Here is a 22,331-nt window from a genome sequence, read left to right as displayed (position 1 = left end):
TTCCCGCTCGGGAGCCCCCGCGATGCTGCGTATCAGCCAAGAAGCTCTGACATTCGACGACATTCTCCTAGTGCCCGGTTATTCCGAGGTACTTCCTAACGAAGTCAGTCTCAAGACCCGCCTTACCCGTGGCATCGAGCTGAACATTCCTCTGGTTTCTGCCGCCATGGACACCGTTACTGAAGCCCGTCTGGCAATCGCCATGGCTCAGGAAGGTGGCATCGGCATTATCCACAAGAACATGACCATCGAGCAGCAAGCTGCCGAAGTGCGTAAGGTCAAGAAGTTCGAAGCCGGCGTCGTCAAGGATCCGATCACCATCGAGGCTGATGCCACGGTGCGTGACCTGTTCGAATTGACCCGCATGCACAACATTTCCGGCGTTCCGGTGCTGCACGATGGCGACCTGGTCGGCATCGTCACTTCCCGTGACGTGCGTTTCGAAAGCCGTCTGGAAGCCACCGTCCGTGAAGTGATGACGCCCAAAGAGCGTTTGGTCACGATCAAGGAAGGCGCGAGCAAGGACGAAGCACGCGAACTGCTGCACAAGCACCGCATCGAGCGCGTGCTGATCGTCGACGACAAATTCGCCCTCAAAGGCATGATGACCGTCAACGATATCGAAAAAGCCAAAGCCTACCCGCTGGCCAGCAAGGACGATCAAGGTCGTTTGCGCGTTGGCGCCGCTGTCGGCACCGGTAAAGACACCGGTGACCGCGTTGCCGCTCTGGTCAATGCTGGCGTTGACGTCGTGGTAGTCGATACCGCGCACGGTCACTCCAAAGGCGTGATCGACCGTGTTCGCTGGGTCAAAGAGAATTTCCCTGAAGTGCAGGTGATCGGCGGCAACATCGCCACCGGCGCTGCTGCCAAGGCTCTGGCCGAAGCAGGCGCTGACGCAGTCAAGGTCGGTATCGGCCCTGGCTCGATCTGCACCACCCGTATCGTCGCCGGTGTCGGCGTCCCGCAAATCAGTGCCATCGCCAACGTTGCCGCTTCCCTCGAAGGCACTGGCGTTCCGTTGATCGCCGACGGCGGCATCCGTTTCTCCGGTGACCTGTCCAAGGCCATCGTTGCCGGTGCTTCCTGCGTGATGATGGGCTCGATGTTCGCCGGTACTGAAGAAGCGCCGGGCGAAATCGAACTGTTCCAGGGCCGTTCGTACAAGGCGTATCGCGGCATGGGTTCGCTGGGCGCCATGTCCCAGGCACAAGGCTCTTCCGACCGCTACTTCCAGGACTCCTCGGCAGGCGCCGAGAAACTCGTTCCGGAAGGCATCGAAGGCCGTGTTCCTTACAAAGGCACCCTGAGCGCGATCATTCACCAGTTGATGGGCGGTCTGCGTTCTTCGATGGGCTACACCGGTAGCGCCAACATCGAAGAAATGCGCACCAAGCCTGAGTTCGTGCGGATCACCGGCGCTGGTATGGCCGAATCCCACGTTCATGACGTGCAGATCACCAAAGAAGCGCCAAACTACCGCGTAGGTTGAGCCTTCAAGCAATAAAGTAAGCAACCGGGGCTGTTTGATTCAGCCCCGAGTTGTTTCTGAATCACGACTGTTTCTGAACGACTTAGACGAGACTGAATCATGGCCCTCGATATTCACGCTCACCGCATCCTGATCCTCGACTTCGGCTCGCAATACACCCAACTGATTGCCCGCCGCGTGCGCGAAATCGGTGTGTACTGCGAACTGCACCCGTTCGATATGGACGAAGATGCGATCCGCGAATTCGCTCCTAAAGGCGTCATCCTCGCCGGCGGCCCCGAGTCCGTGCACGTCGCCGACAGCCCGCGTTGCCCGCAGGCAGTGTTCGACCTTGGCGTACCGGTCTTCGGTATCTGCTACGGCATGCAGACCATGGCCGAGCAACTGGGCGGCAAGGTTGAAGGTTCCGAACTGCGTGAGTTCGGTTACGCCCGCGTTGACGTGGTCGGCAAGAGCCGCCTGCTCGACGGCATCGAAGACCACATCGACGCTGACGGCCTGTTCGGCCTCGACGTATGGATGAGCCACGGTGACAAGGTCACCAGGATGCCGGAAGACTTCCACATTCTGGCCAGCACCCCGAGCTGCCCGATCGCCGGTATGTTCAACGACGACCGTGGCTACTACGGCGTGCAGTTCCACCCGGAAGTAACCCACACCAAGCAGGGCGGTCGCATCCTGTCGCGCTTCGTCCTCGACATCTGCGGCTGTGAAGCCCTGTGGACCCCGTCGAAGATCGCTGAAGACGCCATCGCCAACATCCGCGCACAGGTCGGCACCGACAACGTGCTGCTGGGTCTGTCCGGCGGCGTTGACTCTTCGGTAGTTGCTGCGCTGCTGCACAAAGCCATCGGCGACCAACTGACCTGCGTCTTCGTCGACAATGGCCTGCTGCGTCTGCACGAAGGCGAGCAAGTGATGGCCATGTTCGCCGAGAACATGGGCGTCAAAGTGATCCGCGCCAACGCTGAAGAGCAGTTCCTGAACAACCTGGCCGGCGAAGCCGATCCGGAGAAGAAGCGCAAGATCATCGGTCGCACCTTCATCGACGTCTTCGATGCCCAGTCGAACAAACTGGACAACATCAAGTACCTCGCTCAGGGCACCATCTACCCGGACGTGATCGAGTCGGCTGGCGCGAAAAGCGGCAAGGCTCACGTGATCAAGTCGCACCACAACGTGGGCGGCCTGCCGGAAGAGATGAACCTGAAACTGGTCGAGCCACTGCGCGAACTGTTCAAGGACGAAGTCCGTCGTCTGGGCCTGGAACTGGGCCTGCCGTACGACATGGTCTACCGTCACCCGTTCCCGGGCCCAGGCCTGGGCGTGCGCATCCTCGGTGAAGTGAAAAAGGAATACGCCGACCTGCTGCGTCGTGCTGACCACATCTTCATCGAAGAACTGCGCAAAGCCGACTGGTACCACAAGGTCAGCCAGGCATTCGTCGTGTTCCAGCCAGTGAAGTCGGTTGGCGTTGTTGGCGATGGCCGTCGTTACGCCTGGGTTGTCGCCCTGCGTGCCGTAGAAACCATCGACTTCATGACCGCACGTTGGGCACACCTGCCTTACGAATTGCTGGAAACCGTCTCCGGCCGCATCATCAATGAAATCGAAGGCATTTCCCGCGTCACTTACGACGTGTCTAGCAAGCCGCCGGCGACGATTGAGTGGGAGTGATCCCGCTAGTTGTTTCGTAGTGAACAAAAAAGGCGCTTAGGCGCCTTTTTTGTTGGGTTGTCTGGCTAGAGCAACTAATTTCAAGCCTGACCAGAGTGCAGCGCCAGATTCACAGGCGAGCTGGCCCAGGTATCAGAGAAACTGTGATCGAATTAAATCCGTATCGAACGGTGTAATCCCTTGATCAGGCGCAAACACTGCTTGTGCCTGCTGCAGCGAAGCCACTCGCTCCCCTCGCGCTCGAACATGTAAGTCGAACAGAGTTTCCAGATCCGGCCGTGGTGTATGTACCAAAGCCCGCAACATCAGCGATATCCCGCTGAGGTTGTTCCCGACATTATTCCATCGTGGAGATGAGGTCAGCCCCAAGTCGGCCCAAATCATGCGCCGTTCCTGCAAGTCCATTACGAATGGCAGGCAAATAGCTGTGTCGGATGCAATATCGACGCGGTCGAACACGGACCGCAGCTCGAATATTTCACCCGACGCCGTGTCGGCGCGGGCCATCCAGCCAGCGAAGCATTCTGGAAGATCGCAGTAAGGCTGCTCGGTGAATGAGTTGATAGACGTGACGACGTAGCGGATTCCCTTTTCGACCAGAACATCAAGGTCGAGGTCGATGAACTCCGAAGCTCCGTCGGGCGCATCGACGATGTCGCCGCTGTGGTAGCCGCCGTAACCTTTCAGGTTGTAGTACGCAACCGTTTCTCGGAACATAAAGTTTGCATCGAAGAATGCGGCGGACAAGTCGATGTCAGTGCGTGCACGACCGTTCTTCCACCACAGGAATAGGCGAATGAAACGTGTGTCAGGCATGGGCAACCGACTGCCTCGCACCAGCGTACGTAGCGACTTCGAAGAGGCGCGCTGCGCTAGGGGCACCCTGTATTCGCGTAATGCCGGATCGATGAAGCAGCGCCCTAGCGGCGGCAGTGACGCGAAACGCTGCACGAGCGCGTTTTCGCAGATACGGGATGCACGCGCCAACGCTTCAGGTGCGAGAGGCTCTCGCTGATCCTTGATTCCATAGACTTTGGCGAACGAACCTTTCGGTATGAAGGCCCGCAGGGGCAGAGGGCGCGGTGCATGTAACTGGGCCAGCAACTGCAGCAGGACAGGCGAGGACACTTGTGCCGCGACAGCCTCGAATGCGTCGAGTACCGCGTCTGCTTCTTTCGATCGGCGCAGGGCCACGTCAAGCCGTCGTGCGAACTCGCCCGGACGGCTTTGCAGTATTGGCATAAGCGTGGCGATGTCACGCCGGGCCAATAATATTTCCACGCGTGAATTAAACGTGGCGGGCGGTTCGTTTCGACGCGCTGCCGTGATGGCGGCCAGAGCGTGTGGATATTTATCGGCGTAGTCGCCCGGATGCAGTACTTCAGCCAGACGTTTCCAGCGCTCCGTATGACGCATTACGTCTTCGGCAGCGTTGGGTATTTTATCGAGCAGGTGCAAAAACAGACGGCGCATCGAGCGCTTCATCGGTTTGAAACGTGTCGAAGCGGTCGCCAGCGACACGTCTCCTCCGCTCAGGGCGACTGCCAGTCGTAGTACATCAGTCGCTGTTTCGACATTCCGCTCCAGGAATGTGTCTACCCGTTTGTCGCCAGCGACATGCAGGATCAGTGTGCCGCCAACCTGTGCACGGATCTCCCGGAACGGGATGGTCTCGGGCAGCAGTCGGAACACATCGCTTTTGTAGTTTCGGATAAACCAGGCAACATCGGCCGTTTCCTCTTCGGAGAGCGAAGTGCGCGATGACACCAGTGGCTCGAGCAGTGACTCGAACTCTTGAACGCATCCCGGCTCAATTACGCGGGAGATGAAGTTACCTTCGAGCATTGCAGGTCGAGAGCTTTCAGTCGGTGGTATGCGCGAAAGCGTGAGGTAGTGCAAGACGGCGTTAAGGTACAACTCCGCCTCCGAGGCCGTCAGAACCTGCTCTGGAAAGTCAGGATAAAACGGTCGGTGGTGCACATGAGCGCCAGTCTGCCGTCGAAGCACTCCGACAACGTCGCGCAGCCAGTAAGTGAGTTCTGTCGCTGACAACGTGCCGATCTGCTTGATCAGAGGCTCTGATAGTGCGCATCTGAATGCGGCGATTTCCCGGACAGCCGACGCGACTTGAGCACGCGTGGCCCCCCCATTGCCCGTCGGTACGTGAACCTTGGTACGGCGACGCAGGAACAGCTCCTGATTCATGCTTGATTTTCTCCTTTGGTCGCCGTCACGGACGAGCTGCAGCATCGTGTCTACAGCAGATGTAAAAACGCCTGCAAGAAGCAGGCGCGGTGTGGAGAGCGAAACCCCTAGGTCATAGGAGGTTTAGAAGGAAGGTGTTCCATAGCCACGGCGGCATTCTACGTAACGTTGCGCTTTTTTGTCAGGTCGCTGCATATCTCAACGGTAACAAGCGGCTTCACCAGAACAATGGGTACTATCGGTCAGGGTCAATCAGGGATTCGGCTTTGCAGGATCAGCCCAGTCTCGATCAGACGCTGGGACATCTCTTCCAGGCTTGTAAACTCGACGTCATTCACGCGCTGCCAGGCGGGTCGGTGGATGGAGAACTTGCCGTCGCTCAAGCGAGTGATTGCGGTGCGCTGGAGCATGCCTTGCTTGCTGCGATGGATCAGGGTGTAGGCGTCGCCAGTTTTCTTGAACAGATACATGCCGCGCCTATGCAGCAGATTTTCCAGCGTCACCTCGCTCCAGTTCACCTCGGGTGCCTGGACTTTCAAGCGCAAGTCGGCGCGAAGCAGATCCAGATTGCCTTGTCTGGCGCCACTGCCAGGAGAGCTGCCGCGTGGTATTTCAATTCCCGGATCGACATCCACACCCAGTTCCTCATCGGCTGCGACTTCATCAATACGCAGGCCGATCCCTCTCTTCAATTCACTGACGCCCGCCAGCCCTCTGAAGGTGTTGGTGTTGTGAGCATCCGTTACTACGATCCATTTTTCCGGGCTGTTGAGGTAAGCATCCCCCGTCATGATGTCGTTGGTCAGGTAGGTGCCCATCATCTGCTCGTCGACGGAGGGCAGCGGTGTTTTCATTTTGTAGCTCGCCGCGCAGTCGATGGCCTGAAGCCGAACACCGTGGCTTCTGGCGACCTTGACCAGTTCAATCGGGTTGAAACGCCCGCCCGGGTCAGTGCCGAGACTGCTCAAGTAGGTGTGCAAATCCGCAGACATATCGCCGCTCGTGAAGTAGCGGTTCAATTCCACTTGAGCGAAGTCACTGAGCAGGCCACGCATGTAGAGCGTTTTCGCATGCCGGGCCAGCGCCGGCATGTTTTCAATCAGAAAACGCATACTGGCGATGCGGTCGAGAGTTGCTCCCACCACCAGTCCTGAAGCGTTTTCGAAAATTCCGTCGATGAGGTCGGCCAGTGGCATCAGGCGGTTGATCTCGGGGATCGACGGACGTGCAGGCTGGGTAATCCACGGTAGGTTCTTGAAAAAGCTTCTGGCTGAGCGCTGCAACAGCTGGCGTTTGCCGACTGCATACAGCTCGAACGGGTCTTCGATGCCAAGACCGCCAGCACCGTCGCTCTGCATTTGGGCATGGGTTTCATCCAGGTTCAGCGCCCAGCCCTTTATCGAGCGGCGCACAGTCGGATCGATATCGTAGGCGCTGCGCACAGCGCGTGGCGGGCGCGATGTCGACGGTTGCGGATCTGCCAGCGGTTGCGCGGGCGTCTCGGGCGTCTCGGGCGCTGCGGGTTCGAAGGTGTCGAGTTGGATATCGGGAGTGCATTGCTTGCCCATGCATTGTCCGCCACCCTTGAGTCCCAGCGCCGGCATCCGCTCCCATTCACCGGCACCATTGAGGCGAATCGGCAAGGAGTGGACAAGCTGGTTGGGCCTTTGCGGATCAACGATTGCCCAGTCGCCAGCGCCATTCGAGTCAGCGAAATAACGCACGTAGTACGGATTGTCGTTCATCAGAATGGCGTAGGGCGGATCAGTATCGAGTCGGTAAATACCCTGGTATTTACCGGACTCTTCGCCGAGTGCGGTGCCATCGAGCAATTCGTTGCACTGATAACGTTCGGGCACCGGTGGAGGTGCAGCCTTTTGTGCTGGAACCAGCACCGTTTCATCAAGATTCGGCACGGCAATGTCGACATCGTCCGGCACCATGATCTGTGTCGGGTTTTCAGCTTCGACGGAGGGGCTCAGGAATTCGCTGTACTCGGCCATTTCAGCGGCCTCAGCCGCATCGACCTCAGCGCCCACCTCCAGCATCGGCCCGGTGCCGATGAGCAATGGAAGGTTGAACAGCAGATTGATGCCATTGAGCACCGCACCCAGTACGCCGGCCTTGCGCTCGGCCCTGGTTTTAGCGTTTTGCGCCTGATCGATATTCAGGCCCATGTTCGCGAGGGTGGCACCAATCACCGGCAGCGCCAGCGGCCAGCCGACAGTGGCCATCGGCCCAAACGCTTTGAGGCCGGCACTCAGGTAGCCGATCCACAGTTTTTTGCGCAGATCGCCATTCGATGTCAGAGACAGCTGAGCTTCTGCGAACATCGCCTGACGGGTCGAATCGCGTAGCCAACTGAACGCATCATCAGTCAACAGCAGGTTTGTGCGGTTGATCAGGTGATGGTCGGCCCGGCCCCAGGTGCCGACCAGCCGATTCATCAGGTCGGTCACGTTCTCGGTCATGTGCTGACGGTCGGCGAGTGCAAAATGCTCCATGAAGGCCGCGCGGCGGTTCGCGTCGTTCATTTGGTCAAGCACCCACCAGTGCAGGTCTGCGGCCGTCTCCTTGACCACGAACGCCTTGGTTTCACCGGGCAGGTAAATAATCTGCCGGCCACCGGGATCGACAATGCGCAGGAGTTGCGTGGCGACATGCCCGTCAATGTCGAAGGCGTATACATCCCCGCTCGCCATGTGACTCGCTTGCAGCATGCTCAGGGTTACCGGCCAGCTGACAGGCCCCACTACCGAGTCCACCAACCATTGAAAGTCACTGCCGGTGAGTTGCCCAAGGTCGAGCGCCTGCACCGCGCGGCTGAGGAAATTGCACTTGGCCAAGATGCGGAAATCATCGGCGTGGCTGTTCCAGAAGTCCGTCAGAGTGGCGCTGTAATGACCACTGAAGTCGAGGCTCCAAAACGATTTCAAGACCTCATTGCCATGCAGGCGAACTTGGTTTTTTTCGTCGAAGTTTTCGCCCTGCGGACCCTCTGTATAGAAGCCGCCGTACAGATCGAGAAGATCGGCGTTGTCTTGGTCGGTGGCGCGAAAACGATGAATCACCAGTTGTGTCAGCGTTGTCGATTCGTAGGGTTTTTCGCGGATGTGCTCCCACCCGGTAAACGAGCGAGTGCTGCTCTGGGCTGTCTTGAAACGATGGAAATACACCTGATCCGGATCAAGGCTCGACAAGCCTTTTGCTTCGAGCAGATCACGCGCGGCTTCGCGTGCTGCATCCTGCAGGCCGGGGCAGTTTTGCACGACAGTAAAGGCGATCCGCTTGAGAGCTGCTTTGTCTGCCGGGCTCGGCAGAGGAGGTTGCTGGGCTGCGTTCATGCTTTCTCCATCCTTGAGAAAATGAAGGCCGAGCATGGCCTGTTCGCTCAAGGGGAGTGCACTACATATGTACCGCACATTGTCGTTCGAAACGTGCGGGGGTCAGCGTCGTGCCACGTCGGAGAAGTAAAACTTGTCCAGGGTGTGCCGCGATTCGGTGTACTCGAACTGACGACCGTCCTGGAGGAAGGTCTGGTTGCTGACCACGATCACATGGCTCTGGCCGTCGAGGTCCAGGTGCAGTTGATCGTCCTTGCTGCGCGGCACCGCTTCAATGGTGCGCTGGGCGTAGGCAATCTGTAACTGCAAGGTCTGTTCGATATGCGCATAGATCGACTGCTCGGCGATGTCGAGGGACAGGCCGGGAATCACATCGCTGACAAAGTGGTTGATATCGAGGATGACCCGTTTGCCATCGATCCGCCGCACGCGTTTGATCCGCGTGATCAGGCTGCCGGGCTCGGCATGGATGTGCTCGAGCAGCGCGCCTTCAAGCGGGATCTGGCTCAGTTCGACTACCTCGGTGCTGACATCGTTGCCGAGGCGCGGATAGGTCTCTTGAAAACTGACGATGCCGCCGAGCTGAAATTCGATCGGGTTGGTCGAAAGCACGAAGGTGCCTTTGCCATGGATCTTCTGCGCAAAACCGCGTTCCTGAAGCAGCTCGATCGCCTTGCGCACCGTGCCGCGGCTGGCCTGATAGCTGTCCATCAGTTCGGTTTCGGAAGGCAGGCGGGCGCCGCGCTCCAAGCGCTCAGTCGTGATGCTGGCCAGCAGATCGCTATAGATCTGGTTGTATTTACTCATGGGGAGGCTCGGTGCCGACGGTGCTCAAAGCTTCGAACCTTAAGGCCAGGGTAGGGCTTTGTCCATGTGGACGATGGAAACACCTTAGGGGCCAGTAGGAAAATTCGTCGTTGGTCTGGTGGGAACATACATAAACAAACTCGTCTGTACGAGTTGTTGCATTAACTCGTACAGACGAGTATTTTTCGCTTCGGCGTGCTGCCAATAACAACAATCCACAGCGGAAGAACAAGCATGAGCCACGACTATCCGAACATTGCCAGGCAATTGCTGCACAGCCTCGGTGGCAGCGACAACCTCGAACAGGCCGCCCATTGCGTCACGCGGTTGCGACTGGCCCTGAAGGACCCGAGCCTGGTCGACACTGCGACGCTCAATCAGATCGATCTGGTCAAAGGCTCGTTCTTCACCGGTGGTTTGTATCAGGTGGTAATCGGTCCGGGCGAAGTGGAAAAGGTCTACGCCGAACTGCGTCGGCAGACTGGCCTCGCTGCGTCGACCATCGCTGACGTCAAACAGAAAAGCGCCGAAAAGATCAACGCCATGCAGCGTCTGGTGCGGGTGTTCTCCGACGTGTTCATGCCGATCCTGCCGGCGCTGATCATTGCCGGCCTGTTGATGGGCATCAACAATCTGCTCGGCGCCAAAGGCATGTTCATCGAAGGGCAGACCCTGCTCGATGCCTACCCGAAACTCGACGGGCTCTGGAGCCTGATCAATCTGATGGCCAATACCTCGTTCGTGTTTTTGCCGGCGCTGGTGGGCTGGTCAGCGGCCAAACGTTTTGGCGGCAGCGAGATCCTCGGCATCGTGCTCGGCCTGATGCTGGTGCACCCGGATCTGCTCAACGCCTGGAACTACGGCAAGGCCGTGGCCGGGCTGGACGGGCAGCAACTGCCGTACTTCGACATTCTCGGCTTGTTTCAGGTGGAAAAGGTCGGTTATCAGGGGCAGATCCTGCCGATTCTGTTGGCGGCCTACGTGATGAGCGTCATCGAAAAATGGTTGCGCGCCCGCGTGCCGAACGCCATTCAATTGCTCGTGGTGCCGATCACCACCATCGTCGTCACGGGGGTGCTGGCGCTGGCGGTCATCGGCCCGGTGACCCGCCACATCGGCATCTTCATTACCGAAGGGCTGGTCATGCTGTTTGACCTGGCGCCGATGGTGGGCGGCGCGATTTTTGGACTGCTGTATGCGCCGCTGGTGATCACCGGCATGCATCACATGTTCCTCGCGGTCGATCTGCAATTGATCTCGACCCAGGGCGGTACTTTCATCTGGCCGATGATCGTCATGTCCAACCTCGCCCAGGGCAGTGCAGCGCTGGCGGTGTTCTGGATGACGCGTAATGCGCGGGACAAGAGCATGGCATCGACCTCGGCGATTTCCGCTTATTTCGGTATCACCGAACCGGCGATGTTCGGCGTCAATCTGCGCTACAAGTTTCCGTTCTATGCCGCATTGACCGGTTCGGCGCTCGGCTGCGTATTCCTCTCGCTGAACAAGGTTCAGGCCTCGGCCATCGGTGTCGGTGGCCTGCCGGGCTTCATCTCGATCATTCCGCAGTACATCCCGATGTTCGTCATCGGGATGCTGATTGCCATGCTCGTGCCGTTTGTTCTGACCTGTGCATTGAGCATGAAGATTGTCCGGCCCGGTTATCGGGTTGCCTGACATTATTGAAGGAGTTCCGCCATGCAAGACTGGCAGCGTTCGGTGATCTACCAGGTCTATCCGAAGAGTTTTCATAGCCACGCCGGCAACCCGACAGGGGATCTGCGCGGTATCGTCGCCAAGCTCGACTACCTGCACTGGCTGGGCGTCGATTGTTTGTGGATCACGCCATTCCTGCGTTCGCCACAGCGTGATAACGGCTATGACATCAGCGATTACTACGCCATCGACCCGAGCTACGGCAGCATGGCCGATTGTGAATTGTTGATCGCTGAAGCGGGCAAGCGCGGGATCAAGCTGATGCTCGACATCGTGGTCAATCACACCTCGATCGAACATGTCTGGTTCCAGCAGGCACGCAGCAGTCTCGACAACCCTTACCGTGACTTCTACATCTGGCGTGATCAGCCGAACAACTGGGAGTCCAAGTTCGGCGGTTCCGCCTGGGAATATGAAGCCCAGACCGGTCAGTACTACCTGCACCTGTTCGACCACACTCAGGCCGACCTGAATTGGGATAATCCCAAGGTGCGCGCCGAAGTGTTCAGGATGATGCAGTTCTGGCGGGACAAGGGCGTTGGCGGTTTTCGTCTGGACGTGATCAATCTGATCTCCAAGCCCGAAGACTTCCCCGAAGACCACAGCGATGGCCGACGTTTTTATACCGACGGGCCGAATGTCCACGCGTACCTGCAGCAGATGCACCGCGAAGTCTTCGAAGGCCACGACCTGATCAACGTCGGCGAGATGTCGTCGACCAGCCTCGAACACTGCGTACGTTATTCGAATCCTCAGTCGAAAGAATTGTCGATGACTTTCAACTTTCATCATCTGAAAGTTGATTATCCGAACCTGCAGAAGTGGGTGCGCGCCGACTTCGATTTCCTTCAACTGAAGAAAATCCTGTCCGACTGGCAGACCGGCATGCAGGCCGGTGGTGGCTGGAACGCGCTGTTCTGGTGTAACCACGATCAACCGCGAGTGGTTTCGCGCTTCGGCCATGACGGTGAGTACCGTGAACTGTCGGCGAAGATGCTCGGCATTGCACTGCACTTTCTGCAGGGCACGCCGTTCGTGTATCAGGGTGAAGAACTGGGCATGACCAATCCGGGATTCGAATCGATCGAGCAGTATCGCGATGTCGAGACGCTGAACATCTTTCGCCTCAAGCGCGAAGCCGGCAGCAGCGATGCCGAGAACATGGCGGCGATCATGCAGAAATCCCGCGATAACGGTCGTACACCGATGCACTGGGACGCCGGCCCGAATGCCGGTTTCAGTAGCGTCGAGCCGTGGATCGGGGTACCGGCCAATGCCGCGCAGATCAACGTTGCCCACCAGCTTGATGACCCGGAATCGGTGCTGCATCACTACCGCCGTCTGATCGCGCTGCGTCGCCACGAACCGTTGATCACTGAAGGGCTGTACCGACAATTGCTGCCGGAACATCCGCAAGTCTGGGCGTATGTGCGTGAAGGTGATGCCGAGCGCCTGTTGGTGGTGAACAACTTCTACGGGACACCCTGTGAAGTGGAATTACCGGCGACGGTCATCAGTGAATCGATGAGACAGCGACAGTTGATCAGCAATTATCCGGACGGCGCGTTGCGCAAGCGACAAGTGATGCTGCGACCTTACGAGTCATTCGTCGTGCACCTGATCGATCCCTGACATTTAACTAAAAAACCAGCTTTCAAAAAAAACACGCAGTGCACTGCGCGGGGGATTTTTGCGCGCCGAATTCATGCAACCAGACAATAAAAACAATGGGGTGGCTTATGAAAACAACAATAAATCGCAGCCTTGCAGTCGCAGGTTTTTGCCTGGCCTTACCGCCGACTTCACAAGCGCTGGAGTTTGGCGGTTACTTGCGTAGCGGCGTCGGTACGTCGGTCAACAGCAGCGGTCAATCGTGCTTCCAGTTACCCGGTGCGCAGACCAAATATCGCTTGGGTAACGAATGCGAGCAGTACGGTGAACTGGAACTGCGCCAGGATTTGTACACCTTCGACGACGGTTCGGTGCTCAGCGTCGATGGCATGGCCTCGTTGTATAACCGCTACGACCGCAGCCCCACCTTCAAAGAAGACAATGGTTCGATACGCTTGCCGCAGGCCTACGCACAGTGGTCGGCGGTGCCTGCGCTCAATGGCGGTTCGTTGTGGGCGGGGCGCCGTTACTACAAGCGAAATGACATTCACATTTCCGACTTCTATTACTGGAACCAGAGCGCCACGGGAGGCGGGGTCGAAGACGTGCTGATCGGCGACCTGAAATACAGCTACGCCTTCTCGCGCAAGGACAACCTGTACCAGAAGGACTACATCAATCGGCATGACTTCAACGTCGCCGGTTTCAAGACCAACCCGGGCGGTGAGCTGGAGTTCGGTTTGAGCTACATCGACAAACCCGACAGCCGCGATGCCCACCGGGGCTGGGCGATCACCACGCAGCATGTGCAAACGGATTTTTTCGGCGGCAAGAACAAACTGGCGCTGCAATACGGTGAGGGGCCGGGCACCGGGTTGGGTTATACCGGCAACGTCAGACTGGACGACAACAACAAAAGTTACCGGGTCGTCGAGTTTTTTGACTGGCAGGTGACACCGCGTTTCGGCGGTCAGGTCGAAGCGGTGTATCAGAAAGACATTCGCCCGGACGGAGCCGATCAGAACTGGATCTCGTTGGGGGTAAGGCCTGCGTACGCGCTCAGTGAGCACTTCAAACTGGTCACTGAACTGGGCCACGATCAAGTCGAAGCCCCGGGCGGCACGCGCAAGCTGAGCAAATTCACGTTTGCCCCGACCTGGTCGCCCAAGGGGCCAGAGTTCTGGGCGCGTCCCGAGGTGCGTCTGTATTACACGTACGCCACCTGGAACGAGGCCGCCAAGCGTGCGGCCAACCAACTGGCGAAAGGTTCGGCGTTGTCCGACACCGGCGCCTTCGGTAATGCCCGCCACGGTGCGAATGTCGGATTGCAGGTCGAATACTGGTGGAAATAAGCGATGCTGATGGAGCATTGCGCTCCATCGGCACTTCAACGCATAAAAATGCAGGTGACGTCATGGCCACACCCCAACAATTGCAACTGCTGGCTCCCTTGTCCGGTGTCCTGATGGCGCTGGACGAGGTGCCCGATCCGGTGTTTTCCGGGCGCGTGATCGGCGACGGTCTGTGCATTGACCCGACCTCGTCGACCCTGTGCGCACCGCTGGCCGGGATCATCAGCAACGTGCAGGCCAGCGGCCATGCAGTCAGCATCACCGATGACCATGGCGTTCAAGTGTTGATGCATATTGGCCTCGATACGGTGAACCTCGCCGGGCAAGGCTTCACCTCTCTGGTCGAAGAGGGGCAGCGGGTTGCAGCCGGACAGGCGCTGATCGAGTTCGATGCCGATTACATTGCCCGCCATGCGCGCAGCCTGTTGACCCTGATGTTGGTGGTCAGTGGTGAGCCGTTTACCTGGCTGAGCGCGCCGAGCGGACGGGTCGAAAGCGGCCAGCCGTTGCTTGAGCTCGCCGCAGTGCAGGCAATCAGCGAGGTGGCTGTCGCGGAAGAGGGCCAGGTGCTGTTTTCGCAAACGTTGAGACTGCCCAACCCCAATGGCCTGCACGCGCGTCCGGCTGCGGTGTTCGCGCAAACAGCAAAGGGGTTTGGCGCAAGCATCTGCCTGCACAAGCAACAATCCCAGGCCAACGCCAAATCCCTGGTGGCGATCATGGCGTTGCAGACCGCGTTTGGTGACAGTGTGCAGGTCAGTGCTGTCGGTACAGATGCAGACGCTGCAATCAATACACTGACCCGCTTGCTGGCCGAGGGCTGTGGCGAAACGGTAGCAGCAGTGGCACCTGTCGAGGTGGTTGAAGTCGAGACGCTGACGCTTCTGCGTGGGGTCTGCGCATCACCCGGTTCGGCGTTGGGCCAAGTGGTGCAGATCAGCGAGCCGGTCTTCGACGTCAGCGAGTTCGGCGGCGGAGCAGACGTCGAGCGCGAGGCCTTTGCCAATGCGCTGATCGAAGCGGATCTGGCCTTGCAGCATTTGCGTGATACCGCCGCTGGCGAGGCCGAAGCCGAGATCTTCAAGGCGCATCAGGAGCTGCTCGAAGACCCGGGTCTGCTCGATCAGGCCCAAGCGCTGATCAGTGCGGGCAAAAGTGCGGCATTCGCCTGGCGTTCGGCCACGGACGAGACGGCGGCGATGTTTCGGCAACTGGGCAGTGCGTTACTGGCCGAGCGGGCGGCGGATCTGACCGATGTCGGGCGTCGCGTGCTCAAGCTGCTGTTGGGTGTTGGCGAGCAGGCGCTGGAGCTGCCGCAAGGGAGCATTCTGATCGCCGATCAACTGACTCCATCGCAAACTGCCCGAATCGATACCAGCAAAGTGTTGGGTTTTGCCACGGTCGGTGGCGGGGCGACCAGCCACGTGGCGATTCTCGCCCGCGCCTGTGGCCTGCCGTCGATCTGCGGGGTGCCGGTGCAAATGCTCGCACTGAGCAATGGCACTCAGGTTTTGCTCGATGCTGACAAAGGTGAACTGCAGGTGCGTCCTGACCCCGCGACGATCCATCAATGGCAGGCTCGCCACACGCAGCAGCGTCAACGCCATGAGCATGAGCTGGCCAATGCAACGCTCGCCGCCAGGACCCGTGACGGGCATCACGTCGAGGTATCGGCTAATGTCGCTTCATTTTCCGAAACCGAGCAGGCGATGGCTTCGGGTGGCGCGGGCGTCGGCTTGCTGCGATCGGAGTTCCTCTATATAGGGCGCAACCATGCGCCGAGCCATGACGAACAGGTCGCTACTTACAGTGCGATCGCTCGCTGCGTCGGATCTGCACACAATCTGGTGGTGCGCACCCTCGATGTCGGCGGCGACAAACCGCTGGCCTATGTGCCCATGGACAACGAAACCAACCCGTTCCTGGGGGTACGCGGCATTCGCTTGTGTCTGGAGCGCCCGCAGTTATTGCGCGAGCAGTTCCGGGCCATGCTCGGCTGCTGTGATCTGACACGTTTGCACATCATGTTGCCGATGGTCACGCAGCTGTCGGAGCTGCGTCAGGCGCGGCAGATGCTGGATGAGGAGGTGCTGGCGCTGGGGCTGACAGAACGGCCGAAGCTGGGGATCATGATCGAAGTGCCGGCCGCAGCACTGATGGCGGATCTGTTTGCGCCGCTGGTGGATTTCTTCTCGATCGGCACCAATGACCTGACGCAGTACACCTTGGCCATGGATCGCGATCACCCGCGCCTGGCCAGTCAGGCGGACAGTTTTCATCCATCGGTCTTGCGCTTGATCGCCATGACCGTGAAGGCTGCGCACGCCCATGACAAGTGGGTCGGTGTGTGCGGGGCGATGGCCTCTGAACGTCTGGCGGTGCCGTTGTTGCTGGGGCTGGGCGTGGACGAGCTGTCGGTGAGCGTGCCGATGATTGCGTCGGTCAAGGCAACGGTGCGCGAGCTTGCGCTAGCGGATTGTCAGATCATCGCGCAACAGGTGCTCGGTCTGGAAAGCGCCGGGCAGGTGCGCGAGGCGTTGCAGCTGTTTCACGAGGCAACCGTCGATACTTTACGGGTTCTGGAGAACTGAACATGTTCGATCAATTGCAGAAGGCATTCTGGAAAGCCCTGACCCCGGATCTGGTCGCGGACACACCGAAAGCACCGGCCGAGCCGACTGGCGAGTTGAGCGCCGCTATCGTTGCGGCGCTGGGCGGAGTGGATAATCTTCAATCGCAGCAACCACTGGCGCTGACGCGGGTGCGGGTTGTTTTGCGTGATGTGTCGAGCATGGATCAACAGGCGTTGAGCGCCGCCGGTATTGCGGGCGTCATGCCCTTGGAGGGTGGTGTGGTGCATTTGATTACCGGGCTGCGACCGTAAGCCGATCAGTGGCGTGCGGCCTCAGGTCGCCCTTACTGTTTCTCAACCGCAGGTGTATCGTATTCGCCTTTTACGGGCCTTCAGGGGTCTGTCGCTGATACGTGAGGTAGTTGAGTTCATGTCCTTTACCCGTCGCCAAATCCTCGGTGGCCTGGCCGGTCTTGTTGTCGTTGGTGTCGGAGCGGGGGGCGCGTCGCGTTATTGGCTCGGGAAAATGGCTGACGCTGAGGCTGGGCACGATTACGAGCTGATCGCCGCGCCACTGGACGTGGAGCTGGTGCCGGGGCACAAGACCGAGGCTTGGGCATTCGGCCCGTCGGCGCCGGGCACCGAGTTGCGCGTGCGTCAGGGTGAATGGCTGCGGGTACGCTTCATCAACCATCTGCCGGTGGCGACGACCATTCACTGGCACGGCATTCGTCTGCCGCTGGAAATGGACGGCGTGCCGTACGTGTCGCAACTGCCGGTGTTGCCGGGCGAGTACTTCGATTACAAGTTCCGCGTACCGGATGCCGGCAGCTACTGGTATCACCCACACGTCAGCAGCAGCGAAGAACTCGGTCGCGGGCTGGTCGGGCCGCTGATCATCGAAGAGCGCGAGCCGACCGGATTCAAGTACGAAAAGACCCTGAGCCTGAAGAACTGGCATATCGATGACGAAGGCAATTTCGTCGAGTTCAGCATCCCCCGCGAAGCAGCGCGTGGCGGTACGGCGGGGCGCTTGTCGACCATCAACGGCGTGCCCTTGCCGGTCATCGATCTACCGGCCGGGCAGATCACGCGGGTGCGTTTGCTCAACCTCGACAACACGCTGACTTACCGCATCAACATTCCCGGCGTCGAAGCGAAGATTTATGCGCTGGACGGCAACCCGGTCGAACCGCGGCCATTGGGCAAGGAATACTGGCTCGGTCCGGGCATGCGTATTTGTCTGGCGATCAAGGCGCCGGCGGCGGGTGAAGAGCTGTCGCTGCGCAACGGGCCGGTACGTCTGGGCACGCTGCGTTCGGTGGCCAATAACGATGCGCCGACTGACTGGCCGAAAGCGCTGCCCGCCAACCCGGTAGCTGAGCCGGACCTGGCCAACGCCGAGAAACTCAACTTCAATTTCGAATGGGTCGGTTCGGTGTCGGTCGATGTCGACAACGGGCGGCCGCCGAGCCTGTGGCAAATCAACGGCAAGGCTTGGGACATCACCGACAAGACCTGCGCCGATCGACCGATCGCCAGCCTGAAACTGGGTCAGAGCTATATTTTCGAACTGAAGAACATGACTCAGTACCAGCACCCGATCCACCTGCACGGCATGAGTTTCAAAGTGATCGCGTCGAACCGGCACAAGATCATTCCGTACTTCACCGACACTTATCTGCTGGGCAAGAATGAGCGCGCGCAAGTGGCGCTGGTGGCCGATAATCCAGGGGTGTGGATGTTCCATTGCCACGTGATCGACCACATGGAAACCGGCCTGATGGCCGCCATCGAGGTGAAGTGATGCGCCAGATTCGCCCTGCCGCGATCATCGACCGCAGCCGTGATCGCGACTTCATGCGCGAAGCCCTGGCCCTCGCCGCACAAGGCGCAGCGCTGGGTGAAGTGCCGGTCGGCGCAGTGCTGGTGCAGGATGGCGAAATCATCGGGCGCGGCTTCAACTGCCCGATCAGTGCCAGTGACCCGAGTGCCCACGCGGAAATGGTCGCTATCCGCGCGGCCGCGCAAGCGGTGGATAACTATCGGCTGCCGGGAAGCACCCTGTATGTGACGCTGGAACCGTGCAGCATGTGCGCCGGTTTGATCGTGCATTCGCGGGTGGCGCGGGTGGTGTATGGGGCGCTGGAGCCGAAGGCGGGGATTGTGCAGAGTCAGGGGCAGTTTTTTACCCAGGGATTTTTGAATCACCGGGTGTTGTATGAAGGCGGGGTGTTGGCCGAAGAATGTGGCGCAGTGCTGACCGAGTTCTTCCGCGCCCGAAGAGCAAAAAGCCCCTCACCCTAACCCTCTCCCAGAGGGAGAGGGGACTGACCGGATTGTTCTGCAGAAATACACCGACTTGCGATACCGAGTCGAACTCAAGTTTTGAAAAGCTCAACGATCAGCTCCCTCTCCTTGGGGAGAGGGCTGGGGTGAGGGGTGGGCTCACCGCGGTGTTTGGGCGATTGGATTATTTACGAGCGACAATCACCGCCCGCATCGGCGCCGGCAGGCCTTCGATGGTTTTGCTGTGATCCTCGGGATCAAGAAAGTCGCTCAGCGACTGATACTTCATCCACTCAGTCCCGCGCTGTTCTTCGACCGTCGTGGTGCTCACATCCACGCAACGAATATCGGTGAACCCCGCACGACGTAACCACAATTCCAGCGCCGGCACCGACGGCAGGAACCACACGTTACGCATCTGCGCATAACGGTCTTCCGGCACCAGCACCTGATGCTTGTCGCCTTCAACCACCAGCGTTTCCAGCACCAGTTCGCCGCCCTTGACCAGGCAATCCTTCAGCGCCAGCAAATGCTCGATCGGCGAACGGCGGTGATAGAACACGCCCATCGAAAACACCGTGTCGAAACCTTCGAGGTTCGGTGGCAAGTCTTCGAACGGGAACGGCAGGTGCCAGGCGTTCGGCTCGGACAGGTAACGCTGCACTGCCTGGAACTGGCAGAAGAACAACCAGTTCGGGTCAACACCGATCACACTGTTCGCGCCGGCACCGAGCATGCGCCACATGTAGTAACCATTGCCGCAACCGACATCGAGGATGCGTTTGCCCTTCAGATCCAGATGCTGGGCGACGCGTGACCATTTCCAGTCCGAGCGCCATTCAGTGTCGACGTGCACGCCAAACAGATCGAACGGCCCTTTGCGCCATGGCGACAGACCCATCAGTGCAGTACGCATCTGCGCGCGGGTTGCGTCGTCGCAATCGGTGTCGAGTTTCAGGCCGTTAAGCAGATCAACTTCGCTCGGCTGAATTTTCGGCAAGGCATCCAGCGCACTTTGCCAGCGCTCCAGATCGCCGTGACCTTTCTCCATTTTCTTGTCGAGTTGCGCTTGCAGGGTGTTGGCCCATTCGGCCAGTGGCGTGCCGGCCAGACGGCGGGCGAGGGGGGACAGATCAATCATGGCAAGGCAATCAACGAGGCAAAGTTAAGACACTGGAACCACGGCACGACTTTCGAGAACCCGGCGGCCAACAGGCGTTCGCGGTGTTCTTCGAGGCTGTCGGGCTTCATGACGTTTTCGATGGCGCTGCGCTTCTGGGCGATTTCCAGTTCGCTGTAGCCGTTGGCGCGTTTGAAGGCGACGTGCAGATCGGTGAGCAGCGCATGTTCTTCGGCATCGTTGAAGCGCAGCTTCTCCGAGAGAATCAGCGCGCCGCCCGGTAGCAGCGATTGGCGGATGCGTGAGAGCAACGCGGTGCGCTGATCGGGAGCGATGAATTGCAGGGTGAAGTTCAGCGCCACCACCGAAGCCGGTTGGAAATCGAGGGCGAGAATGTCGCCTTCGATCACTTCCACCGGCAGCAACTCCTGGAACATCGAGTCCTGACCGTTGAGGTATTCGCGGCAGCGCTCAACCATCGCCGCCGAGTTATCCACAGCGATCACCCGGCAACCGTCGGTGCGCACGTGACGGCGCAGCGCTTGAGTGACCGCGCCCAGCGATGAACCGAGGTCGTAGAGCACACTGTTCGGCTGGGCGAACTGCGCCGCGAGCACGCCGAGGTTTTCGACGATGGTCGGGTAACCCGGCACCGAGCGCTTGATCATGTCCGGGAACACCCGCACCACGTCTTCATTGAAGGCGAAGTCAGGCACCTGGGCCAAAGGCTTGGCGAAAATACGATCGGGTTCTTTGCTCACGGCGGTTCCGGCGGTGTAAATGGAAAGGCCGGCATTTTAGCCAAAAGGGCGCGGGGATGCTTGGGTTGTCTGATAAAGCGTTTTTTTGCCGGTGATCGTTCCCACGCTCCGCGTGGGAATGCCGCCCCGGACGCTCCGCGTCCCTGCGCAAATGACGCAGAGCGTCACAGGATGCATTCCCACGCGGAGCGTGGGAACGATCAGATCCGTTTAGTCTGGGAGAACGCCGAGGCCGCGATGCCCCACTGGCCCAGCCAGTAGCTGAGGATGATGACGTAAGGTGCCGCGTGGAAAGGGGCGACGAAACGGTCGATACCGATCACGCTGTCCGAGAACACAAACGCCAGCGCACCGCCCGCCGCCAGCAACGCCGAGCGTTTCGGCACATCGGTGCCCAAACGGGCCAGCGCGCGCCAGAGCATCGCGCTGATCGCCGTGCCATAAACAATCACCGGCACCAGCAATGGCCCAAGACCGCTGGAAATCAGAAAACCCAGCAGTACCGCGCCCACTCCGAGGGCAAGTACCAGCGGCAAAATCGCCAGACGCTTGCAGTCACTCAGATAAGCCTTCAGATAAGCCAGATGCGCGACCAGAAACGCACCGAGGCCAAATACAAACAGGTCCCCCGGCCAGGCCAGCAACACATCACCCAGCAACGAGAAAATCAGACCGAGACTGATCCAGCGCCGATAGTCGCTGGGTGGCGCATCGTGCAGCCAGCCTAGCAGCGCCAGCACCGGCAGCGGTTTCACCAGCAAGCACAGCAACGCCGCATGGGTGCTGACGCCGTAGAGAAACGTCACCGCGCCCATCAGCGCCAGAATCAGCCAGCCCACGATCAATTCACCGAAATGGCGCAGTCAAAGGTTTCCACTGGCAACACTTCTGGTGCCCACGGTTGTTGCGAAGTCAGGCGCAGACGCCCGGTGCCGGGGGCGAAGGCCTGGAAGCGCCAGGTCGACAAACCCGCTGCGCCGACCACGCCGGCATCTTCCGGATTGCTGTAGACCTCTGGGCTGAGGGCGCGGAGCACGCCGCCGGCGGAATCCTGAATGGCCCAGCGATAACCCGTGGTCGGGTTGCTTGGCAGCATGATGATGAGGTTTTGTCCGTTGGTGAGCCGCACCGGGCATTCGCTTTGTTTTTCCACGGTCACGTTGTGTTTCGGTTGCGTGGCGCAGGCGGCCAGCAACGAGAGGGCGAGGGGGAGAAACAGGCGAGTGGGGGACATAAGGTCAGCGGCTCCGACGTTGGCGACGAACGGCGAGCATAACTGAAGATGAGACAAAGTGTGACAACGCCAAGCCCTCACCCTAGCCCTCTCCCAGAGGGAGAGGGGACTGACCGGGGGATATTCCAGAAGTCCACCGACCTGAAATAGA

Annotated in this window: 16 protein-coding genes; 9 read left to right on the top strand and 7 right to left on the bottom strand. The window is 59.3% G+C overall.

Features of this window, described 5'->3' with window-relative positions; all coding sequences use genetic code 11:
• The first annotated feature begins 22 nt into the window (after nt 1–22).
• A complete protein-coding gene (gene guaB, locus QOM10_RS23735; protein WP_316917050.1) occupies nt 23–1,492 on the top strand; it encodes an IMP dehydrogenase in 1,470 nt (489 codons plus the stop codon).
• 99 nt (nt 1,493–1,591) lie between these two features.
• Nucleotides 1,592–3,169, top strand: coding sequence for a glutamine-hydrolyzing GMP synthase (guaA, locus tag QOM10_RS23730; RefSeq protein WP_150775812.1), 1,578 nt, complete (start codon nt 1,592–1,594; stop codon nt 3,167–3,169).
• Between the two features lie 132 nt (nt 3,170–3,301).
• Here guaA and QOM10_RS23725 read toward each other — a convergent pair whose 3' ends face one another.
• From QOM10_RS23725 to treR, 3 genes are all read right to left on the bottom strand, one after another.
• Nucleotides 3,302–5,374: a TerD family protein gene (locus tag QOM10_RS23725; protein ID WP_316917049.1), complete on the bottom strand. Its 2,073-nt coding sequence runs from the start codon at nt 5,372–5,374 to the stop codon at nt 3,302–3,304.
• 248 nt (nt 5,375–5,622) lie between these two features.
• Nucleotides 5,623–8,718 carry a membrane-targeted effector domain-containing toxin gene (locus QOM10_RS23720; protein WP_316917048.1) on the bottom strand — a complete coding sequence of 1,032 codons (3,096 nt, stop codon included), beginning with the start codon at nt 8,716–8,718 and terminating at the stop codon, nt 5,623–5,625.
• Between the two features lie 102 nt (nt 8,719–8,820).
• On the bottom strand, nt 8,821–9,525 hold the full coding sequence (gene treR, locus QOM10_RS23715; protein ID WP_122844573.1) for a trehalose operon repressor: 705 nt from the start codon (nt 9,523–9,525) through the stop codon (nt 8,821–8,823).
• A 234-nt stretch (nt 9,526–9,759) separates the two neighbouring features.
• Between treR and treP the strand changes: the two genes are divergently transcribed.
• From treP to tadA, 7 genes are all read left to right on the top strand, one after another.
• Entirely contained in the window at nt 9,760–11,202 is a 1,443-nt protein-coding gene (treP, locus tag QOM10_RS23710; RefSeq protein WP_127929651.1) for a PTS system trehalose-specific EIIBC component, read from the top strand.
• A gap of 21 nt (nt 11,203–11,223) precedes the next feature.
• Nucleotides 11,224–12,873 carry an alpha,alpha-phosphotrehalase gene (gene treC / locus QOM10_RS23705; protein WP_316917047.1) on the top strand — a complete coding sequence of 550 codons (1,650 nt, stop codon included), beginning with the start codon at nt 11,224–11,226 and terminating at the stop codon, nt 12,871–12,873.
• Between the two features lie 107 nt (nt 12,874–12,980).
• On the top strand, nt 12,981–14,204 hold the full coding sequence (locus QOM10_RS23700; protein WP_316917046.1) for a carbohydrate porin: 1,224 nt from the start codon (nt 12,981–12,983) through the stop codon (nt 14,202–14,204).
• 62 nt (nt 14,205–14,266) lie between these two features.
• Nucleotides 14,267–16,795 carry a phosphoenolpyruvate--protein phosphotransferase gene (gene ptsP, locus QOM10_RS23695; RefSeq protein WP_316917045.1) on the top strand — a complete coding sequence of 843 codons (2,529 nt, stop codon included), beginning with the start codon at nt 14,267–14,269 and terminating at the stop codon, nt 16,793–16,795.
• Nucleotides 16,796–16,797: 2 nt separating this feature from the next.
• Nucleotides 16,798–17,088 carry a PTS transporter subunit EIIB gene (locus QOM10_RS23690; protein WP_150775817.1) on the top strand — a complete coding sequence of 97 codons (291 nt, stop codon included), beginning with the start codon at nt 16,798–16,800 and terminating at the stop codon, nt 17,086–17,088.
• Between the two features lie 118 nt (nt 17,089–17,206).
• Nucleotides 17,207–18,583: a multicopper oxidase family protein gene (locus QOM10_RS23685; RefSeq protein ID WP_150750441.1), complete on the top strand. Its 1,377-nt coding sequence runs from the start codon at nt 17,207–17,209 to the stop codon at nt 18,581–18,583.
• Nucleotides 18,583–19,083: a tRNA adenosine(34) deaminase TadA gene (gene tadA / locus QOM10_RS23680; protein WP_053123497.1), complete on the top strand. Its 501-nt coding sequence runs from the start codon at nt 18,583–18,585 to the stop codon at nt 19,081–19,083. The genes QOM10_RS23685 and tadA overlap by 1 nt, the downstream gene beginning before the upstream one ends.
• 166 nt (nt 19,084–19,249) lie before the next feature.
• Here tadA and cmoB read toward each other — a convergent pair whose 3' ends face one another.
• The 4 genes from cmoB to QOM10_RS23660 form a co-directional block, all read right to left on the bottom strand.
• Nucleotides 19,250–20,206, bottom strand: coding sequence for a tRNA 5-methoxyuridine(34)/uridine 5-oxyacetic acid(34) synthase CmoB (gene cmoB / locus QOM10_RS23675; RefSeq protein WP_316917044.1), 957 nt, complete (start codon nt 20,204–20,206; stop codon nt 19,250–19,252).
• On the bottom strand, nt 20,203–20,946 hold the full coding sequence (cmoA, locus tag QOM10_RS23670) for a carboxy-S-adenosyl-L-methionine synthase CmoA (RefSeq protein ID WP_007916813.1): 744 nt from the start codon (nt 20,944–20,946) through the stop codon (nt 20,203–20,205). Before cmoA ends, cmoB begins: the two co-directional genes overlap by 4 nt.
• A gap of 200 nt (nt 20,947–21,146) precedes the next feature.
• Nucleotides 21,147–21,785 (bottom strand): lysoplasmalogenase, encoded by a 639-nt coding sequence (locus QOM10_RS23665; protein WP_174245083.1) that lies wholly within the window; start codon nt 21,783–21,785, stop codon nt 21,147–21,149.
• 2 nt (nt 21,786–21,787) lie between these two features.
• On the bottom strand, nt 21,788–22,180 hold the full coding sequence (locus QOM10_RS23660) for a protease inhibitor I42 family protein (RefSeq protein WP_007916811.1): 393 nt from the start codon (nt 22,178–22,180) through the stop codon (nt 21,788–21,790).
• Between the last annotated feature and the right edge of the window lie 151 nt (nt 22,181–22,331).

Origin of the sequence: Pseudomonas sp. P108 (genome assembly GCF_032613195.1) — a bacterium.
Classification (GTDB): domain Bacteria; phylum Pseudomonadota; class Gammaproteobacteria; order Pseudomonadales; family Pseudomonadaceae; genus Aquipseudomonas.
The sequence above is the reverse complement of the archived record's forward strand: the minus strand, read 5'-3'. Positions and strand labels throughout refer to the sequence as shown.

What these genes read in the sequence shown, in the direction of transcription:
- guaB (WP_316917050.1), top strand. Translation starts at nt 23, where the DNA reads ATGCTGCGTATCAGCCAAGAAGCTCTGACATTCGACGACATTCTCCTA.
- guaA (WP_150775812.1), top strand. Translation starts at nt 1,592, where the DNA reads ATGGCCCTCGATATTCACGCTCACCGCATCCTGATCCTCGACTTCGGC.
- QOM10_RS23725 (WP_316917049.1), bottom strand. Translation starts at nt 5,374, where the DNA reads ATGAATCAGGAGCTGTTCCTGCGTCGCCGTACCAAGGTTCACGTACCG.
- QOM10_RS23720 (WP_316917048.1), bottom strand. Translation starts at nt 8,718, where the DNA reads ATGAACGCAGCCCAGCAACCTCCTCTGCCGAGCCCGGCAGACAAAGCA.
- treR (WP_122844573.1), bottom strand. Translation starts at nt 9,525, where the DNA reads ATGAGTAAATACAACCAGATCTATAGCGATCTGCTGGCCAGCATCACG.
- treP (WP_127929651.1), top strand. Translation starts at nt 9,760, where the DNA reads ATGAGCCACGACTATCCGAACATTGCCAGGCAATTGCTGCACAGCCTC.
- treC (WP_316917047.1), top strand. Translation starts at nt 11,224, where the DNA reads ATGCAAGACTGGCAGCGTTCGGTGATCTACCAGGTCTATCCGAAGAGT.
- QOM10_RS23700 (WP_316917046.1), top strand. Translation starts at nt 12,981, where the DNA reads ATGAAAACAACAATAAATCGCAGCCTTGCAGTCGCAGGTTTTTGCCTG.
- ptsP (WP_316917045.1), top strand. Translation starts at nt 14,267, where the DNA reads ATGGCCACACCCCAACAATTGCAACTGCTGGCTCCCTTGTCCGGTGTC.
- QOM10_RS23690 (WP_150775817.1), top strand. Translation starts at nt 16,798, where the DNA reads ATGTTCGATCAATTGCAGAAGGCATTCTGGAAAGCCCTGACCCCGGAT.
- QOM10_RS23685 (WP_150750441.1), top strand. Translation starts at nt 17,207, where the DNA reads ATGTCCTTTACCCGTCGCCAAATCCTCGGTGGCCTGGCCGGTCTTGTT.
- tadA (WP_053123497.1), top strand. Translation starts at nt 18,583, where the DNA reads ATGCGCCAGATTCGCCCTGCCGCGATCATCGACCGCAGCCGTGATCGC.
- cmoB (WP_316917044.1), bottom strand. Translation starts at nt 20,206, where the DNA reads ATGATTGATCTGTCCCCCCTCGCCCGCCGTCTGGCCGGCACGCCACTG.
- QOM10_RS23660 (WP_007916811.1), bottom strand. Translation starts at nt 22,180, where the DNA reads ATGTCCCCCACTCGCCTGTTTCTCCCCCTCGCCCTCTCGTTGCTGGCC.